The sequence below is a fragment of the Novosphingobium gossypii genome, from assembly GCF_050433305.1.
GTDB classification, from domain to species: domain Bacteria; phylum Pseudomonadota; class Alphaproteobacteria; order Sphingomonadales; family Sphingomonadaceae; genus Novosphingobium; species Novosphingobium gossypii.
This window is the reverse complement of the sequence record NZ_JBNPXM010000001.1, coordinates 875,119-890,396: the sequence shown is the minus strand read 5'-3', so window position 1 is coordinate 890,396 and position 15,278 is coordinate 875,119. Positions and strand designations below refer to the sequence as shown.

11 protein-coding genes are annotated in these 15,278 nt (G+C 65.3%); 9 read left to right on the top strand and 2 right to left on the bottom strand.

Translation table 11 applies throughout. From position 1 onward, the window contains the following. Window positions 1-11 precede the first annotated feature (11 nt). The 9 genes from GGR40_RS04550 (at window position 12) to GGR40_RS04510 (ending at window position 13,283) form a co-directional block, all read left to right on the top strand. Window positions 12-1,025, top strand: coding sequence for a P-loop NTPase family protein (locus GGR40_RS04550; protein ID WP_429274985.1), 1,014 nt, complete (start codon window positions 12-14; stop codon window positions 1,023-1,025). Then, window positions 1,022-2,746: a preprotein translocase subunit YajC gene (locus GGR40_RS04545; RefSeq protein ID WP_429274984.1), complete on the top strand. Its 1,725-nt coding sequence runs from the start codon at window positions 1,022-1,024 to the stop codon at window positions 2,744-2,746. Before GGR40_RS04550 ends, GGR40_RS04545 begins: the two co-directional genes overlap by 4 nt. Window positions 2,747-2,760: 14 nt before the next feature. Continuing rightward, on the top strand, window positions 2,761-4,065 hold the full coding sequence (locus tag GGR40_RS04540) for an XrtA/PEP-CTERM system-associated ATPase (RefSeq protein ID WP_429274983.1): 1,305 nt from the start codon (window positions 2,761-2,763) through the stop codon (window positions 4,063-4,065). A gap of 15 nt (window positions 4,066-4,080) precedes the next feature. Further along, window positions 4,081-4,962 (top strand): XrtA system polysaccharide deacetylase, encoded by an 882-nt coding sequence (locus tag GGR40_RS04535; RefSeq protein ID WP_429274982.1) that lies wholly within the window; start codon window positions 4,081-4,083, stop codon window positions 4,960-4,962. Continuing rightward, complete coding sequence (locus GGR40_RS04530) at window positions 4,959-6,035, top strand: FemAB family XrtA/PEP-CTERM system-associated protein (protein WP_429274981.1); 1,077 nt, start codon at window positions 4,959-4,961, stop codon at window positions 6,033-6,035. Before GGR40_RS04535 ends, GGR40_RS04530 begins: the two co-directional genes overlap by 4 nt. Window positions 6,036-6,047: 12 nt before the next feature. Further along, the gene (locus tag GGR40_RS04525; protein WP_429274980.1) at window positions 6,048-7,286 is read left to right on the top strand and encodes a TIGR03087 family PEP-CTERM/XrtA system glycosyltransferase; all 1,239 of its coding nucleotides are present in this window, start codon (window positions 6,048-6,050) and stop codon (window positions 7,284-7,286) included. Beyond that, the gene (gene xrtA / locus GGR40_RS04520) at window positions 7,276-8,847 is read left to right on the top strand and encodes an exosortase A (RefSeq protein WP_429274979.1); all 1,572 of its coding nucleotides are present in this window, start codon (window positions 7,276-7,278) and stop codon (window positions 8,845-8,847) included. Before GGR40_RS04525 ends, xrtA begins: the two co-directional genes overlap by 11 nt. Window positions 8,848-8,858: 11 nt before the next feature. After that, the gene (locus tag GGR40_RS04515) at window positions 8,859-10,754 is read left to right on the top strand and encodes an XrtA/PEP-CTERM system amidotransferase (RefSeq protein ID WP_429274978.1); all 1,896 of its coding nucleotides are present in this window, start codon (window positions 8,859-8,861) and stop codon (window positions 10,752-10,754) included. A 225-nt stretch (window positions 10,755-10,979) separates the two neighbouring features. Then, window positions 10,980-13,283 carry an EAL domain-containing protein gene (locus GGR40_RS04510; protein ID WP_429274977.1) on the top strand — a complete coding sequence of 768 codons (2,304 nt, stop codon included), beginning with the start codon at window positions 10,980-10,982 and terminating at the stop codon, window positions 13,281-13,283. A gap of 423 nt (window positions 13,284-13,706) precedes the next feature. On the opposite strand, the gene zapE is transcribed toward GGR40_RS04510, so the two are convergent. Then, window positions 13,707-14,822, bottom strand: coding sequence for a cell division protein ZapE (gene zapE, locus GGR40_RS04505; RefSeq protein WP_429274976.1), 1,116 nt, complete (start codon window positions 14,820-14,822; stop codon window positions 13,707-13,709). After that, window positions 14,819-15,277, bottom strand: a complete 459-nt coding sequence (locus GGR40_RS04500) for a PaaI family thioesterase (protein WP_429274975.1) — start codon at window positions 15,275-15,277, stop codon at window positions 14,819-14,821. Before GGR40_RS04500 ends, zapE begins: the two co-directional genes overlap by 4 nt. Window position 15,278 lies beyond the last annotated feature (1 nt).

The window sequence follows — 15,278 nt, the reverse complement described above, 5'->3', positions numbered from 1 at the left end:
GGGGCGCAGACATGACCGATCACCGCAAGATCCCCGTACCCGACCAGCCGGAAACTCCCGAAGGCGAATCGCTGTTCGAGCGGGCCAATGGCCGTTTCGACTTCGACAGCCTGATCGCGAAGCCGACCACGTTCCCGGAACGCCCCGTGCGCCGTGGCGCATCGATGGCGCCGGTTGTCCGCAGCTCTCCCACCACGTCTGCTTCGATTGCTCCTGCGCCGGTTGCTCCAGTGGCCGACCATGTGCAGTCCACCCCGGCTGAACCTGCTCCCGAACCGGCGCGGTTCAGCACCACGTTCCACCCGGTGGATCGGGAGCATCTGCGCGAACAGGGCCTTATCGTTCCGGAAGGGGCCGTTACCGAACTTCTGGAAGAGTTCCGCATCGTCAAGCGCCAGCTGCTGGTACAGGCCGCCGACCTGCGCCGCCAGAAGGCCGGGCCGATGGCGCAGCGGGTGCTGATCTCCTCCCCCCATCCCGGAGAGGGCAAGACGTACTGCGCGCTCAACCTGGCGCTGTCGATCGCGGCGGAACGGGAAAGCGAAGTGCTGCTGGTCGATGCCGACTTCGCCAAGCCGTCGATCCTGTCTGGCCTTGGCCTGCCGGGCGGTCCGGGGCTGATGGACGCGCTGATGGACGACAGCATCGACGTGGCCGACTGCGTGCTGGGCACCGACATTCCGGGCCTGTGGGTGCTGCCCGCGGGCGATACCACCGCGCATGATAGCGAATACCTGTCCAGTTCGCGCACCGCGCGCATTCTCGACCGGCTAACGCAGGGCGCGCCCAACCGCATGGTCGTGTTCGATTCGCCGCCTGCGCTGGCGGCGTCCCCGGCGGCGGAACTGGCCAAGTACGTGGGCCAGACCGTGGTGATCGTGCGCGCCGACAGGACCGGGCGCGGTGCGCTGGACGACACCATATCGCTGCTCAACGCCTGCCCCAACGTGCAACTGCTGCTCAACGCGGCGCAGTTCAGCCCCAGCGGCCGCCGGTTCGGCTCGTACTACGGATATAAGGGATGACGTTCAGGGGGATCACCACATCGGCCGGCGTGGTGCTGCTGGCCGCGCTTGCCATGCCAGCGACCGCCGGAGCACAAGGCATCGGCTCGGCGGGGGCAGGCAGCGGCAGCGATGCCGGGGCCTCGTCCGGCAAGGACCGCGATGTGCGCGGCCATGGCCGCGACCGCAAGCGCGGGCAGGGCGGCAAGCGCGTGGACATCGCGCCCTATATCGAGATCGACCAGATCGTCACCGCCGAACTTTCGCCCGGCGATCAGGTGCTGACCTACACCCAGGCGGCGGTCGGCGTCGATGCTTCCATCCAGGGCCGCAACAACGGCCTTGCCGCCTCTGTCCGCTACCAGCGGCAGTTCGGCTGGGGCCGGCGTGCAGGCGATGGAGACGCGATCAGCGGCTTGGTGCGCGGCTATACCACCGTAGCGCGCGGCGTGACGATCGAGGCGGGCGCGCTTGCCTCGCAGGTCAACGTCGAGAACGGCGGCCCCGCGCTCGCCCCCGGCACACTGTCCGGCAACGGCAAGACGACGGTCTATTCGGCCTATGCCGGGCCTTCGGTGCAGACCCGCGTGGGAGACCTCGACGTTTCGGGCAATTACCGCGCCGGCTTCACCAAGGTCGACCAGTCCAGCCGCGCACAGGACGCGCAGACGGGTGCCGCGGCGGACGTGTTCGACAAGAGCGTATCGCATATGGCGGACGTGCAGGCGGGCTTTGCGCCGGGCACGGTGCTGCCAGTAGGCATGGGCGCGGCAGGCAGCTTCTATCAGGAAGACATATCCAACCTCGATCAGCGGGTGCGCGATGCACAGGCCCGCGCGCTGGTGACGGTGCCGGTCAGCCGCACCGTGCAGGTGGTCGGCGCGATCGGCTATGAGGATGTCGAGGTGTCCAACCGCGACGTCCTGCGCGGTGATGACGGGGTTCCGGTGATCGGCTCTGACGGGCGATACCGTACCGACAAGTCGGTGCCGCGCCAGCTGTCGTATGATGTCAGTGGTCTGATCTGGGACGTCGCGGTGATGTGGCGGCCCAGCCGCCGCACCTCGCTGTCGGCGCATGTCGGGCGTCGCTACGGATCGACCACTTACGGCGGCACTTTGGCCTATGCGCCCAACGACCGCAGCCAGTTCAGCGTCAACGTCTATGACAACATCGCCGGTTTCGGCGGTCAGTTGAACCGCGCGCTGGACCAGTTGCCGGACGATTTCGAAGTCGTGCGCGATCCCGTCACCGGCGAACTGCGTGGCTGCGTGTCTTCGCTGGAAAGCGGCAACTGCCTGTCGGGCGTGCTCGGCTCGGTGCGCTCTTCGGTGTTCCGCGCGCGCGGCGTGGCGGCGAATTACACGATGCAGATCGGCCGCATCAACGCGGGGATCGGCGCGGGCTACGACCGCCGCCGGTACATCGCCGCAGAGGGCACCATCCTGGCATCGGCCAACGGCGTGGTGGACGAAAACTGGTGGATGACCGCCTATGTCGGCGGCGATCTGGGCCGGGATGCGGGCTGGTCGGCCAACGTCTACGCCAACTGGATCGACAGCAACGATCCGCTGACCACCGATGTCTCCGGCTACGGCGCGACTGCCAGCTACTACAAGATGTTCGCGCCGCGCCTGCGCGGCACCGTTGCGGTGTCCCTCTACGGACAGCAATCCGCCGCCCCCTCCATCGACGACCTGTGGACCGCTTCGGCGCTCGCAGGTCTGCGCTACACGTTCTGAGAAGGAGCAATCCGATGTTCGACGACTTCTACGGGCTCGACGCCAGACCCTTCCAGCTGACCCCCGACCCCGCGTTCTATTTCGAGAGCAGCACCCATCGCAAGGCGCTGTCCTACCTCGGCTATGGCCTCGCGCAGGGCGAGGGCTTCGTGGTCATCACCGGCGAGGTCGGCGCGGGCAAGTCCACGCTGGTCGCCTACCTGATGGCCACCATCGACCCGGCGCGGATGACCGCCGCCAACGTGGTGACAAGCGCGCTCGACGGAGAGGAGATCGTCCACGTCGTCGCTCAGTCGTTCGGCCTGCCGGTGCAGGGGCACGACAAGGCCTCGGCGCTCGGCACGCTGGAGGCATTCTTCCACGAGGAAGCACGCGCCGGTCGCCGCTGCCTGCTGATCGTGGACGAGGCGCAGAACCTGTCGGTCAGCGCGCTGGAAGAACTGCGCATGCTGTCGAACTTCCAGCTGGGGTCGCAGCCGCTGCTGCAGACGCTGCTGCTGGGCCAGCCCGAGTTCCGCGAAACGCTGCTGCAGAGCAACCAGCTTGAGCAGCTGCGCCAGCGTGTGATCGCCACCCATCACCTTGGCCCGATGCAGGCGCGCGAAGTGCAGCCCTATATCGAGCATCGCCTGGCCTGCGTCGGCTGGAAGGGCAACCCCGGCTTCGATGCCGAAGTCTTCCCCGCGATTCATGACGCCACCGACGGCATTCCGCGCCGCATCAACCAGCTGGTCAATCGCCTGCTGCTGCTGGGCGCGGTGGACCGGCGCGAGCATCTGGACGCGGCGATGCTGCAGCAGGTGCTGGACGAGATGAACGACGATGGCGCACTAGCCGTGGTCACCCGCGTGGACGAACCTGCGGTTCCCGCGACCTTCGCGCAGGCCCCGTTCTCGTCCGGTGAGTTCGGAATGGCGCAGGGGTTCACGGCGCCCACTCCGGGCATCGACGAGGCGGAAGTTTCCGCCATGATCGACGCCGCGCTTGCGGGTCGCGATGGGCTGGACAGCGCCGCTGCCATCCGCCTGATCGAGGATGCGCTGGCAGATCGTGATGCGCAGATCGGCGAATTGCAGTCTGCGGTGGTGGAACTTGCTTCCGTTGCCGAGGAACGCGAGGCCGCCGCCGCACAGGCGCGTGCCGACCAGACCGGCCACGCCGATCAGGTCGCGGCACTGCAGGCACAGCTCGCGGATACCGGCGCCCGCGCGGAAAAGCTGGAAGTGCGGCTGGCCGAAACCGAGCGCACCCTGCGTCACACGCTGACCATGCTGATCGAGTGGATCGAAAGCGGCGACGGTCAGCGCAACGTCGCCTGAGGGAGCATCACGGGAATGTCGGTGCCGATCAACGGCCTGTCGGTCGACGTCGAGGACTGGTTCCAGGTCGGCGCCTTTGAAAAGGTGATCGACCGCGCGAACTGGAACGCGCTGGCAACGCGGGTGGAGCGCAACTGCGACGAGATCCTGCAGCTGTTCGCGGATGCGGGGGTCAAGGGCACGTTCTTCACGCTGGGCTGGGTGGCGGAGCGCCATCCCGCGCTCATGCGCCGCATTGCCGCAGAGGGGCACGAAGTTGCCAGCCACGGATGGGATCACGAACGCGTGTTCCGGCTGGGCCAGGAAGCCTTCGCCGCCGACATCGAGCGTGCGCGCAAGGTGATCGAGGATGCATCCGGCCAAGCGGTGAAAGGATACCGCGCGCCCAGCTTCTCCATCGATGCGCGCACGCCCTGGGCGTTCGACGTGCTGGCGGAACAGGGCTACGCCTATAGCTCCAGCGTGGCCCCGATCGCGCACGACCACTACGGCTGGCGCGAGGCGCCGCGCTTTGCGTTCCGGCCCATCGCCGATGCCCAGCTGGTGGAGATTCCCGTTACCACGGCGCAGTTCGCCGGACGCCGTCTGGCGGCGGGCGGTGGCGGGTTCTTCCGCGTGCTGCCCTACGGCTTTTCGCGCTGGGCGATCCGGCAGGTCAATCGCGAGGACAAGCGTCCTGCGGTGTTCTATTTCCATCCGTGGGAGATCGATCCCGGCCAGCCGCGCGTCGAAGGCGCACCGCTGCGCTCGCGGCTGCGGCACTACACCAACCTGTCGGTCATGGCGGCCAAGCTGAGCCGGCTGGTCGGTGAGTTCCGCTGGGGCCGCATGGACGAACTGGCCGCCCGCGAAGCCCTGCGCGCAGAGCCGCTGCCAGCGGCGGCGCTGTCCGCGTGAACGCACCCTTTGCCTTGACTACGCCGCAGGTGCGCCTTGTCGACCTTGCGGATCCGGGCGAGATTGTGCGGCTGGAAGGCTTCGTTTCGCGCCATCCGCAAGGCACGCCGTTCCACCGGCCCGCATGGTTCGTGTCGGTCGCCCATGCCACCGGCAACGGTGCGCTGGCGCTGGTGCAGGAGCGCGCGGGAGAGATCGTCGCCTTCCTGCCGCTCGACGCCATCCATTCACCCGTGTTCGGGCGGCTGTTGGCGTCCACCGGCTTTGCGGTGGGCGGCGGGCTGCTGGTGACCGAAGGCGCGGTGCCGCAGGCAATGTTCGCGGCGGCCAAGGAACTGGCGGTGCGCCTGTCCTGCCCGACTATCGAACTGCGCGGCGGCGTTCTGCCTGACGCCGGTGGAGGCTGGGCGCTCAAGACCGAATCGCACGCCAACTTCGCGCGCGCCCTTGCCGCCGACGATGAAGCGCAACTGCTGGACATTCCGCGAAAGCAGCGTGCCGAAGTACGCCGGTCGCTGGGTATCGACCTGACCATTGACGTGGGCACCGCCGAGCGGGACCGCGCCGCGCATTACGCCGTGTTCTGCGAAAGCTACCGCAATCTCGGCACCCCTGTGTTTCCCCGCGCACTGCTGGATGCGGTGGTCAACGGGTTCGGCAGCGATGCCGACATCCTGACGGTGCGGCATGAAGGCAGACCCGTCGCCAGCGTCATCAGTGTCTATCATGCCGGGGCGGTGATGCCGTACTGGGGCGGGGGGACATGGGATGCCCGGCGGCTGCGGGCCAACGACCGCATGTATTACGAACTGATGCTCCATGCCCGGCGGCGCGGTTGCACGGTGTTCGATTTCGGACGCTCGAAGACGAACAGCGGCGCGTATCACTTCAAGCGCAACTGGGGCTTCGAACCGGAGCCGCTCACTTACGCCACCTGGACTGCGCCCGGCAGCGTAAAGCGCGAAGCCGATCCGACCAGCGCGGGCCTTTCGCTGCAGATCAAGGTATGGCAGCGCCTGCCGCTGGGGCTGGCCAACCGGCTGGGCCCGCTGATCGCGCGGGGCATCGGGTGAGGCAGTCGCGCCATGGGTGAAATCCTGTTCCTGTCCCACCGCATCCCCTTCCCACCGGATCGCGGCGACAAGATCCGCTCACATCACGTGCTCAAGGCACTGGCCGCGCTGGCGCCCGTCCATGTCGCGACGTTCTGCGACGATGCGCAGGACCGCGCGTTCGAGCGCGATATGGCGCAGGTAGCGGCCAGTTATCGGCTGATTACCCGCAGCAAGTCGTTGCCGGTGGCGGGTCTGGAAGCGCTGGCGACCGGCAAGCCGCTCAGCCTTGCAGCGTTCCATGACCGCGCTCTGGAACAATACGTGCGCCGGGTTCTCGCCGAGCATCCCATCGACACGATCTACGTCTTCTCCGGCCAGATGGCGCAGTACGTGCCCGCCGATTTCGCGGGTCGCGTGGTAGCCGATCTGGTCGATGTCGATTCCGCCAAGTTCGAGGCTTACGGTGCCCGTGGCCGTGGCTTCCGGTCGTGGATGGAGCGCCGCGAAGCCCGCCTTCTGCACCGCGAAGAAGCGCGCATCTGCGCCAGCGCCGACGTGACGCTTCTGGTCAGCCGCGCCGAGGCAGACCTTCTGCGCCTGCGCGTGGGCGAACACGGATCGCGCGTTCGGGCGATGGGCAACGGTCTGGACGCCGCGTTCTTCGACCCGGCAGGGGTTGCGCCAGAACCGCGCATGCTGGCGCACGCGGGGCCGCGCATCGTGTTCACGGGGCAGATGGACTACGCGCCCAACATCGAGGCGGCGACCCGCGCGATCGACAGGATCATGCCGCTGGTGCGGGGCACCTGCCCGGACGCGACGCTGCACATCGTCGGTCGCAACCCGTCGCCGTCACTCACCGCTCGGTCCGGCAGCGGTGGCATCGAGGTATGGGGCAGGGTGGACGACATTCGCCCCTGGCTGGCTGCCGCCGACGTCGCCTTGGTACCGCTGGAGATCGCGCGCGGGGTCCAGAACAAGGTGCTGGAAGCGATGGCGATGGCGTTGCCCGTGGTGCTTTCCCCCGGTGCTGCGACCGGGATAGAGGCGCTGGATGGACGCGATTTCGCTATCCGGGATAGCGACGCGGCGATGGCGCAGGCAGTTGTCGACATTGCACACGCGCCGGAAACCGCAGCCGGGATCGGCCGGGCCGCCCGCGCATGGATTCTGGGCAACGCAAGCTGGGAAGCCGCCCTGATGCGCCTGCCAGAACATCTCGGCAGGTGTCCCGCAGACAGACGGGAAGGCATGACCGATGCAGTCTGACTTGCCCGGTGCCGACACCGGCGTTGCTCTGGCTTCACGCAGGCAGCAAGCGCTGACGCCGGCGTGGCGCGCGGCGCTGCTGCGGCTGGCGGGGGGCTGGCTGGCTCTGTTTGTCGTCTTCCTTCCCGACTGGGCGACGATGGCGCGGCAGTGGTGGGATATTTCCACCTACAACCACATCCTGCTGGTGCCGCTGATCGTGGGCTGGCTGGTGTGGCAGCGCTGGCCGCAACTGCGCCAGCTGGCGCCCGCTGCGTGGTGGCTCGGACTGGTGCTGCTGGGCGGTGCCTGCTTCCTGTGGCTGCTGGGCGCGATGTCGGGCCTCGACCTTGCACGACAGGCTGGTGCGGTTGCCATGCTGGGATCCTGCGTGCCGCTGCTGCTGGGTGTCCGCGTCAGCACGGCGCTGCTGTTTCCGCTGTGCTACCTCGCCTTCCTCGTCCCGGTGGGAGAGGAACTGGTCAAGGTTCTGCAGACGATCACCGCCGACATCACCATCGCACTTACCCATCTGAGCGGCATCGAGGCGGTGATCGACGGTGTGTTCATCGACACGCCCGCCGGCCTGTTCGAAGTGGCGGAAGCCTGTTCGGGCGTGAAGTTCCTGATCGCGATGATCGCCTTCGGGACGCTGGCGGCCAATGTCTGTTTCATGCGGTGGTCGCGCCGGGTGGCGATGCTGGTGGCCTGCGTCGTGGTGCCGATCCTTGCGAACGGCATCAGGGCCTGGGGGACGATCTACGCCGCGCAGATATTCGGCATAGAGGCCGCCGCAGGGATCGACCACATCATCTACGGCTGGTTCTTCTTCGCCATCGTGCTGGCGCTGGTGATCGCCTCCGCCTGGCGTTTCTTCGACCGCCCGCTGGATGGCCCGGCGGTGGACATTGCCGCGATCGGGCGCATGGCGTGGATCGACCGGGCGGAGCGCTTCTCCATTTCTCACCGCGCGGCACTGGCGGGCTTCGTGCTGGTGCTGGGCACCGGGCAATGCTGGGCCTACGCGGCAGACACCATCGAAGCGCCCATGCCGAACCGGATCGACCTTCCTGCCGTACCGGGCTGGACCCGCGTGGACTATGCTCCGACGATTGCCTGGGCACCCCGCGCAGAGGGCGCCGATCACCGGCTTCTGGGTCGTTACCGGGACCGTCATGGCCACGAAGTGGACGTCTTCGTCGCCCTCTACGCCAGCCAGGGCGAGGGGCGTGAGGCCGGCGGCTTCGGTCAGGGCGCGTTGATCCCGAACAGTCCGTGGTCGTGGCAATCCACTGCACCGGCGTTCGACGGCGGTAAGGGCGAGCGTCTGCTCGGCAATGGCCGGGTGGAGCGCGTGGCCATGACCTGGTACCGGCAGGGCGGACTGCTGAGTGGCAGCAACGCGCGGCTCAAGTTGGCGGTTATCGCCGATCACCTGCTGTTCCGCGCCGAACCCACGACCATGCTCATACTGTCCGCCGAAGACGCGCCGCGCGGGGTCGCTCAGGCCTCCATCGCCGCTTTCCGCCAGTCCACCGGTCCGATCGAAGGCTGGATGGACGGTATCGCGCAGGTCAGGTAGGGCATCTTCGCATGTGCGGTATCGCCGGGATATATCATCTGGAAACGCCCAAGCCGGTCGATCCCGCCCGAGTGGAGGCGATGTGCGATGCGATCGCCCACCGCGGGCCTGACGGGCACGGGGTGTGGACCGCACCCGGCGTTGCGCTGGGGCATCGCCGCCTGTCGATCATCGACATTGCCGGATCGCCGCAGCCGATGGCTTCGCCCGATGGGCGCGCCATGCTGGTCTTCAACGGAGAGATCTACAACTTCCGCGAACTGCGCCACGAACTGGCAATGCTGGGAGAGCAGTTCCGCACTGACGGCGACAGCGAGGTCATCCTTGCGGCATGGCGGCGATGGGGGCCAGGATGCGTGACCCGACTGCACGGCATGTTCGCCTTCGCCATCTACGACGTCGATGCCCGCACGCTGTTCCTTGCGCGCGATCGGCTGGGCGTGAAGCCGCTTTATTACGCGCAGCTCAGCGACGGCAGCGTGGCATTCGGTTCCGAACTGAAGACCCTGACCGCGCATCCGCTGCTGCGGCGCGAGATCGATCCGCTGGCGGTGGAGGATTACCTCACCTGGGGTTATGTCCCCGACGATCGCGCCATCCTGAAAGGCGTGTGCAAGCTGCCCGCCGGTCATTCGCTGCTGCTGCGTCACGGCGCGCCCCTGCCGCGCCCGTCGCAGTGGTGGGATGTTTCCTTCGCAGACCGGCGCAAGGGCAAGCCTGCCGATCTGGAAGCCGAACTCCTCCACCTGATGCGACAGGCGGTATCGTCGCGCATGGTGGCGGACGTGCCGCTGGGCGCGTTTCTTTCCGGCGGGGTCGACAGTTCCATCGTCGTCGCATTCATGGCCGAAGCCAGCGGGCATCCGGTCCAGACCTGCTCCATCGGCTTCGACGTCGCCGCGCTGGACGAGAGCGCCTATGCTGGCAAGGTCGCCCGGCTGTTCGGGACCAACCACGCCGCACGCATGGTATCGCCTGACGATTTCGCGGCCGTGGACACGCTGGCCGCCATGTTCGACGAGCCGTTCGCGGACGCCTCTGCCCTGCCTACATGGCGGGTGTGCCAGCTCGCGCGCGAATCGGTGACTGTCGCGCTTTCCGGTGACGGCGCGGACGAAGCGCTTGCCGGTTATCGCCGCCATGTGTTCCAGGCCGGCGAGGACAAGGTGCGTGCCCTGCTGCCCCAGGCGCTGCGCGGACCGGTGTTCGGCACGCTGGGCCGCGCTTATCCCAAGGCCGACTGGGCACCGCGTCCATTGCGGGCAAAGTCCACGCTGCTGTCGCTCGCAGGCGATTCGGCCAGCGGCTATGCCCGGTCGATGGCCTATCTTGCGCCGGAGCAGCGCGACGGCCTTTATTCCCACGAGTTCCTGCGCCTGCGCGGTGAGTACAGGGCAGAGGATCCCGTGCTCGCGCGGATGCGGGATGCTCCCGCACGTTCCGGGCTTGACCGCGCGCAATACGCGGATCTGAAGGTCTGGCTTCCCGGTGACATCCTAACCAAGGTCGATCGCACCAGCATGGCGGTCAGTCTTGAAGCGCGCGAGCCGCTGCTGGATCACCGGCTGATCGAATTCGCCGCCAGCCTGCCGGAACGAATGCGCGTGCAGGGCGGGCAGGGCAAATGGCTGATGAAGCGCGCGATGCGCCGCTATCTGCCGGACGATGTGCTCTATCGCCCCAAGCAGGGCTTCGTGACGCCGATCGCGCAGTGGTTCCGCGGCCCGCTGGCGCAGACCGCGCGCGAGATCGCGGGCGGTGCGGCCCTGTCGCGGACAGGGTGGTTCGATCAGCGGCGGATGCTGTCGCTGGTGGATGCGCACGTTGCCGGAACCGCAGATAATTCGCGCTTGTTGTGGCAGATGCTGATGCTTGACAAGGCGTTTACCGGGTTAGGTATCAGTTAAAGCGCCGTTTTTCTGCCATTCCCTGTGCAAACCCGGTGGGTGACAGCGCCTGCGATTAACTACACGGATTCTTAGTACCTTTGTCTTAGTCCATGCGCATCGAAGCCTCTTTCGCAGGGCATGAATGAACAGACACGGTCGCCATTGCCGGTATTCGGAGCGGATTATCCCCGCGTCGAAGACCTGTGTCCCGCACCGTGTCTGCGCTTGCCCAGGAGAGGCGACATGACAGGGGCCTGGGGGCAAATCCGCGATTTCTGGAAGAAGCCGCGCGTCCGGATCGTGTTCTGGGCGGCGCTGACCGGCTTGGCCATGGGCATCAGCGGCCTGGGGCTGCCGTTGGAGGATTACCTGCGCAATGTCCGCTGGATGTCCCGCACGCAGGAAGCCAGCGGTACGATCGCTGTTGTCCAGCAGGATACACAGACCCTGATCCAGCTAGGCGCCAATGACATCTCTCATGGCAATGACGCCGATACCATAAATCAGCTTTTTTCGGCGGGTGCCAAGCGCATTTTCTTTACGCGTTCCTTCGCGATGCCCGGCAGTGCTGTAGACGATGCCAAGTTCATTGCCGCACTGAAGGCTCATCCTGGACAAGTGGTGCTTGGTGCAGGTCTGGACGCTGAAGGCCGCCGCGGTAACTACGCGGGGAAGGTGCCGCTCGCGGCCTACAGGGATCACGCGGCGGTCGCATCGATGATCGTCCGCCATCGCCCGCTGAACCAGAACGTCCAGCTGCCATATGCGTCAGACAGCCCAATAGGAAAGATTCCGTCGATCGCCGCCGCAATCGCAGGGGTGGCCGGAGAGCCGGACGAATTGTTCTTTCCCGATTTTTCGATCGCTGTCGGTTCGTATCCGTCGTTGAGCTACATTGACGTGCTACGGGGGCATTTCGATCGTTCACTGGTTCGCGGTCGCGATGTGCTTATTGTCCCGGCAGCCGTGACCCTGAACGACATTCATTCGATCCCCGGTCAGCGCATCAATGCCCCCGGCGGTTACTTTCAGGCCATAGGCGCCGACACTCTGCGGTTAGGCACGCCCCGCGATTACGGTTGGTTCCCGGCATTTCTGCTCGTGCTGGTGGTGATTGCGTCTGGGTTAGGCCGGGGACGAGTTCTTGACGTCTATCGTTTTTCGGGCCTCGTCGCGGTGGTCGGTGCCGTGCCATTCCTCTTAGCTTATGCCAACGTGCAGGTTGAGATTATCCCGGCCTTTTCTGTAGCGCTGGTCGCCGTCATTCGCATGCGCAACCTCGACAGAGTGGAGGAAGCGGGCGAAACCAATGCAGGGTCAGGCCTGCCTAGCGTTCAGGCGCTGCGCAATTCACCTGACCTTTCGACCCGCATCCTCGTAGCGCTGAAGATCCGCAATTATGGCGGCATCATCGGCAGCTTTGCCGAGCATGTGGAGGGGCAACTGGCGAAAGAGATCGTCCGGCGTATCCGCATCAGCGACGAAAGCGTTCTTATCTACCACGAAGGCGGCATGTTCGTGTGGCTTTCGTCGATCCGCAGCACCTTCGATCTTTTCGAGAATCTCGAAGGGCTGCACAGGATCGTTCAGAACGGGATCCAGGTTGGCGGGATCGACATCGACCTGTCTTTCAACTGTGGCGTCGATTCCGATTTTGACCGTCCGCTGTCCGGACGCGTCGCCAGTGCCATGCAGGCGGCAGAGGAAGCGGTGCGCAACGACGAACTCGTCTATCAGAACGACGACCGCAAGCATGAGGCGCAGTGGGAAATCTCGCTGCTCACCTCGCTCGATCGTGCGATAGACAATGGCGAAGTGTGGGTCGCCTACCAGCCAAAGCTGGATCTGCGCTCCAACCGCATCAGCGGCGCGGAGGCGCTTGTCCGCTGGACCCATCCGGAGCGCGGGCCGATCAGCCCGGACAAGTTCATCCGCATCGCAGAGGAATTCCACCGTATCGAGCGTATCACGCGCTTCGTCATCAATGACGCGGTGCGCGTAGCAGTCGAACTGGAGCGTCACGGCTATGAGATGACGATGTCCGTCAACATCTCTGCCCAGCTGCTGCGCAATCCGGGGCTTCCCGGGATGATCGCAGAAATTCTTTCAGCCCATGGATTGTCGCCCAATCGTTTGATCCTTGAGATTACTGAGACCGACCGCCTCGATCGCAGTTCCAAGACATTCCAGATGTTGCAACGCCTGGTGCAGTCCGGCCTTCGTTTGTCGATCGACGATTTCGGCACCGGGAACGCGACCATTGACTACCTGCGGTACCTGCCCGCAAGCGAGGTGAAGATCGACAAGACCTTCGTTTCGTCGATGGAAGGCAGCAAGGAAGACCTGTTGCTCGTGCAATCCATCATCGAGATGGCGCACTCGCTGGACCGCGTCGTGGTGGCTGAAGGGGTGGAAACCGCAAAGGTTCTCGAAATGCTCTCAGGGCTGCACTGCGACTTGGTGCAGGGCTATCATGTCAGCCGGCCTGTCCCATTTCGGGATTTTCTGGACTTCGTGTCCGGAAGAAGGGCCCGGCTCATTGGTTAAAAAATTCTTGATGACTTGTTAACTAACTATTATCCATGAGGTCGACCGCATGTGTGCGGTCGTTCACATGGGGAATAATGATGAACAAGGACCTCTGGGGCGGTGGTTGGTGGGGCAACGGTCTCTGATAGAGACTCTGTTGCGCTAGTTCAGGTTTGATAACCTGAGCCACTGCAAAGAAACGAAGCGCTTTCCAGAAGAACTCCTGTCTTTTGGAAAGCGCTTTTTCTTTGTCTGATTTCCGTGATTTTCGAGCTTCGTGTGGAGATCGCCAAAGTGGCCTCCTACGTAAGCTCCTTGGGCGAGCGGCGGGGCACTTTTTCAACTTACCTCAACGCCGCCTGACAAGTGCGACGGTAGGCAAGCCGACGGCCTCCCGATTCGAGACCCGTTAACCTTTGTATTAACGCGTGACTAACTTAGTTAGTCTTCGCCGTGGCCAAGCGCCAGATAGTCGGCGCTCTGCATCTCGTTAAGACGGCTGATGGTGCGGTCGAATTCGAAACGCCCGGTCCCAGCCTGATACAGATCCTCGGGGGCAGCATCGGCAGCGGCGATCAGTTTGACGCGGTGTTCATAAAGGGCGTCAATCAGCGTGACGAATCGGGCGGCCTCATTGCGGCGGTCCGGGCCCATCTTCGGGATGCCTACCAGGATCACGGTGTGATAGGCACGGGCGATCGCCAGGTAGTCCGCCGCGCCGCGCGCTTCGCCGCAGAGGCGCTTGAAGCTGAATACGCCCACGCCTTTGAGGCTCTTGGGGACGTGGAGCAGGCGCCCGCCGCCGACGTCGAGATCGGCGGACGGAACGTGTTCGGCGTCTTCGGGCGGATAGTCGGTCAGGCGGTAGAAAGCTTCACGCGCCGCTTCGGTCGCGGTTTCTCCCAACGGCTGGTGCCAAGTGTCCATCCCGCCCAGGCGCTGCATCCGGTAGTCCGTAGGGCCGTTTAGCGTCAGCACGTCCAACTGCTCTTCGATCAGGCTGATGAAGGGGAGGAAATGCTCTCGGTTGAGGCCGTCCTTGTAGAGTTCGGACGGAGCGCGGTTCGAAGTGGTCACGATCGTCACGCCTTCGTTCACGATCAGGTGCGTGAACAGGCGGCTCATGATCATCGCGTCGGCGGAGTTGTTCACCACCATTTCGTCGAAGGCAAGGCAGCGCATGCCGCGGGCGAGGGTTGCGGCCACCGGCGGAATCGGATCGCCGGTCTCCTTCTTGCGTTCCTCACGCAGCAGGGCATGCACTTCGAGCATGAAGGCGTGGAAGTGCACACGGCGCTTTTCGGCGATGTCGAGCGTGTGGACGAACAGGTCCATCAGCATCGACTTGCCCCGCCCGACGCCGCCCCACATGTAGATCCCGCGCGGTGCCGCGGCCTTCTTGCCCAGCAGCTTGCCGAACAGGCCGGTCGAGGAGCCCGCCTTGTAGAATTCGCGCTGGAGGCGGTTCAGCCGCTCGGCTGCAGCTGCCTGCTCGGGATCGGAGCGCAGTTCGCCTGTGGCGACCAGCGTCTCGTATCGTTCGAGCATGGCGCTCATCGTGGCGCGCCCGGCTTGCGCAGGGTGCCCATGAAACTGGCGACGAGATGATCGCCCTGTTCGACCGTGCCGCGCACAAAGACCAGGCGATGGGTTTCCTTCATCACTTCGCCCACGACATCGAGCGGTTCGCCCAGGCGGCCGGCACCGATGAACTGGTTGCTCAGTTCAAGTGTGACGCCGCCGATCGCTTCGGGGCCCAGAACCACGAAGGCGGTGGCGAACATGCCCGTGTCGATCAGCGCCAGGGTGACGCCGCCGTGAACCGCGTCAAGTACGTTGCTGTGCTGCACATTGACGTCGACAAGGCGGACGCGGGCGCCGCGCTCTCCCTCGGGCCGGACGATCATGCGTCCCAGCCCGTGCGAGTTGAAGCGCCGACCTTCGTTCAGCGTCCAGCTGTGCCAGCCCGGAAACTCCGGGTCCGGCTCATGGACGAACATGCCCTGCACCATG

What these genes read in the sequence shown, in the direction of transcription:
- GGR40_RS04540 (WP_429274983.1), top strand. Translation starts at nt 2,761, where the DNA reads ATGTTCGACGACTTCTACGGGCTCGACGCCAGACCCTTCCAGCTGACC.
- GGR40_RS04525 (WP_429274980.1), top strand. Translation starts at nt 6,048, where the DNA reads ATGGGTGAAATCCTGTTCCTGTCCCACCGCATCCCCTTCCCACCGGAT.
- GGR40_RS04500 (WP_429274975.1), bottom strand. Translation starts at nt 15,277, where the DNA reads ATGGTGCAGGGCATGTTCGTCCATGAGCCGGACCCGGAGTTTCCGGGC.
- xrtA (WP_429274979.1), top strand. Translation starts at nt 7,276, where the DNA reads ATGCAGTCTGACTTGCCCGGTGCCGACACCGGCGTTGCTCTGGCTTCA.
- GGR40_RS04510 (WP_429274977.1), top strand. Translation starts at nt 10,980, where the DNA reads ATGACAGGGGCCTGGGGGCAAATCCGCGATTTCTGGAAGAAGCCGCGC.
- GGR40_RS04550 (WP_429274985.1), top strand. Translation starts at nt 12, where the DNA reads ATGACCGATCACCGCAAGATCCCCGTACCCGACCAGCCGGAAACTCCC.
- GGR40_RS04515 (WP_429274978.1), top strand. Translation starts at nt 8,859, where the DNA reads ATGTGCGGTATCGCCGGGATATATCATCTGGAAACGCCCAAGCCGGTC.
- GGR40_RS04545 (WP_429274984.1), top strand. Translation starts at nt 1,022, where the DNA reads ATGACGTTCAGGGGGATCACCACATCGGCCGGCGTGGTGCTGCTGGCC.
- GGR40_RS04535 (WP_429274982.1), top strand. Translation starts at nt 4,081, where the DNA reads ATGTCGGTGCCGATCAACGGCCTGTCGGTCGACGTCGAGGACTGGTTC.
- zapE (WP_429274976.1), bottom strand. Translation starts at nt 14,822, where the DNA reads ATGAGCGCCATGCTCGAACGATACGAGACGCTGGTCGCCACAGGCGAA.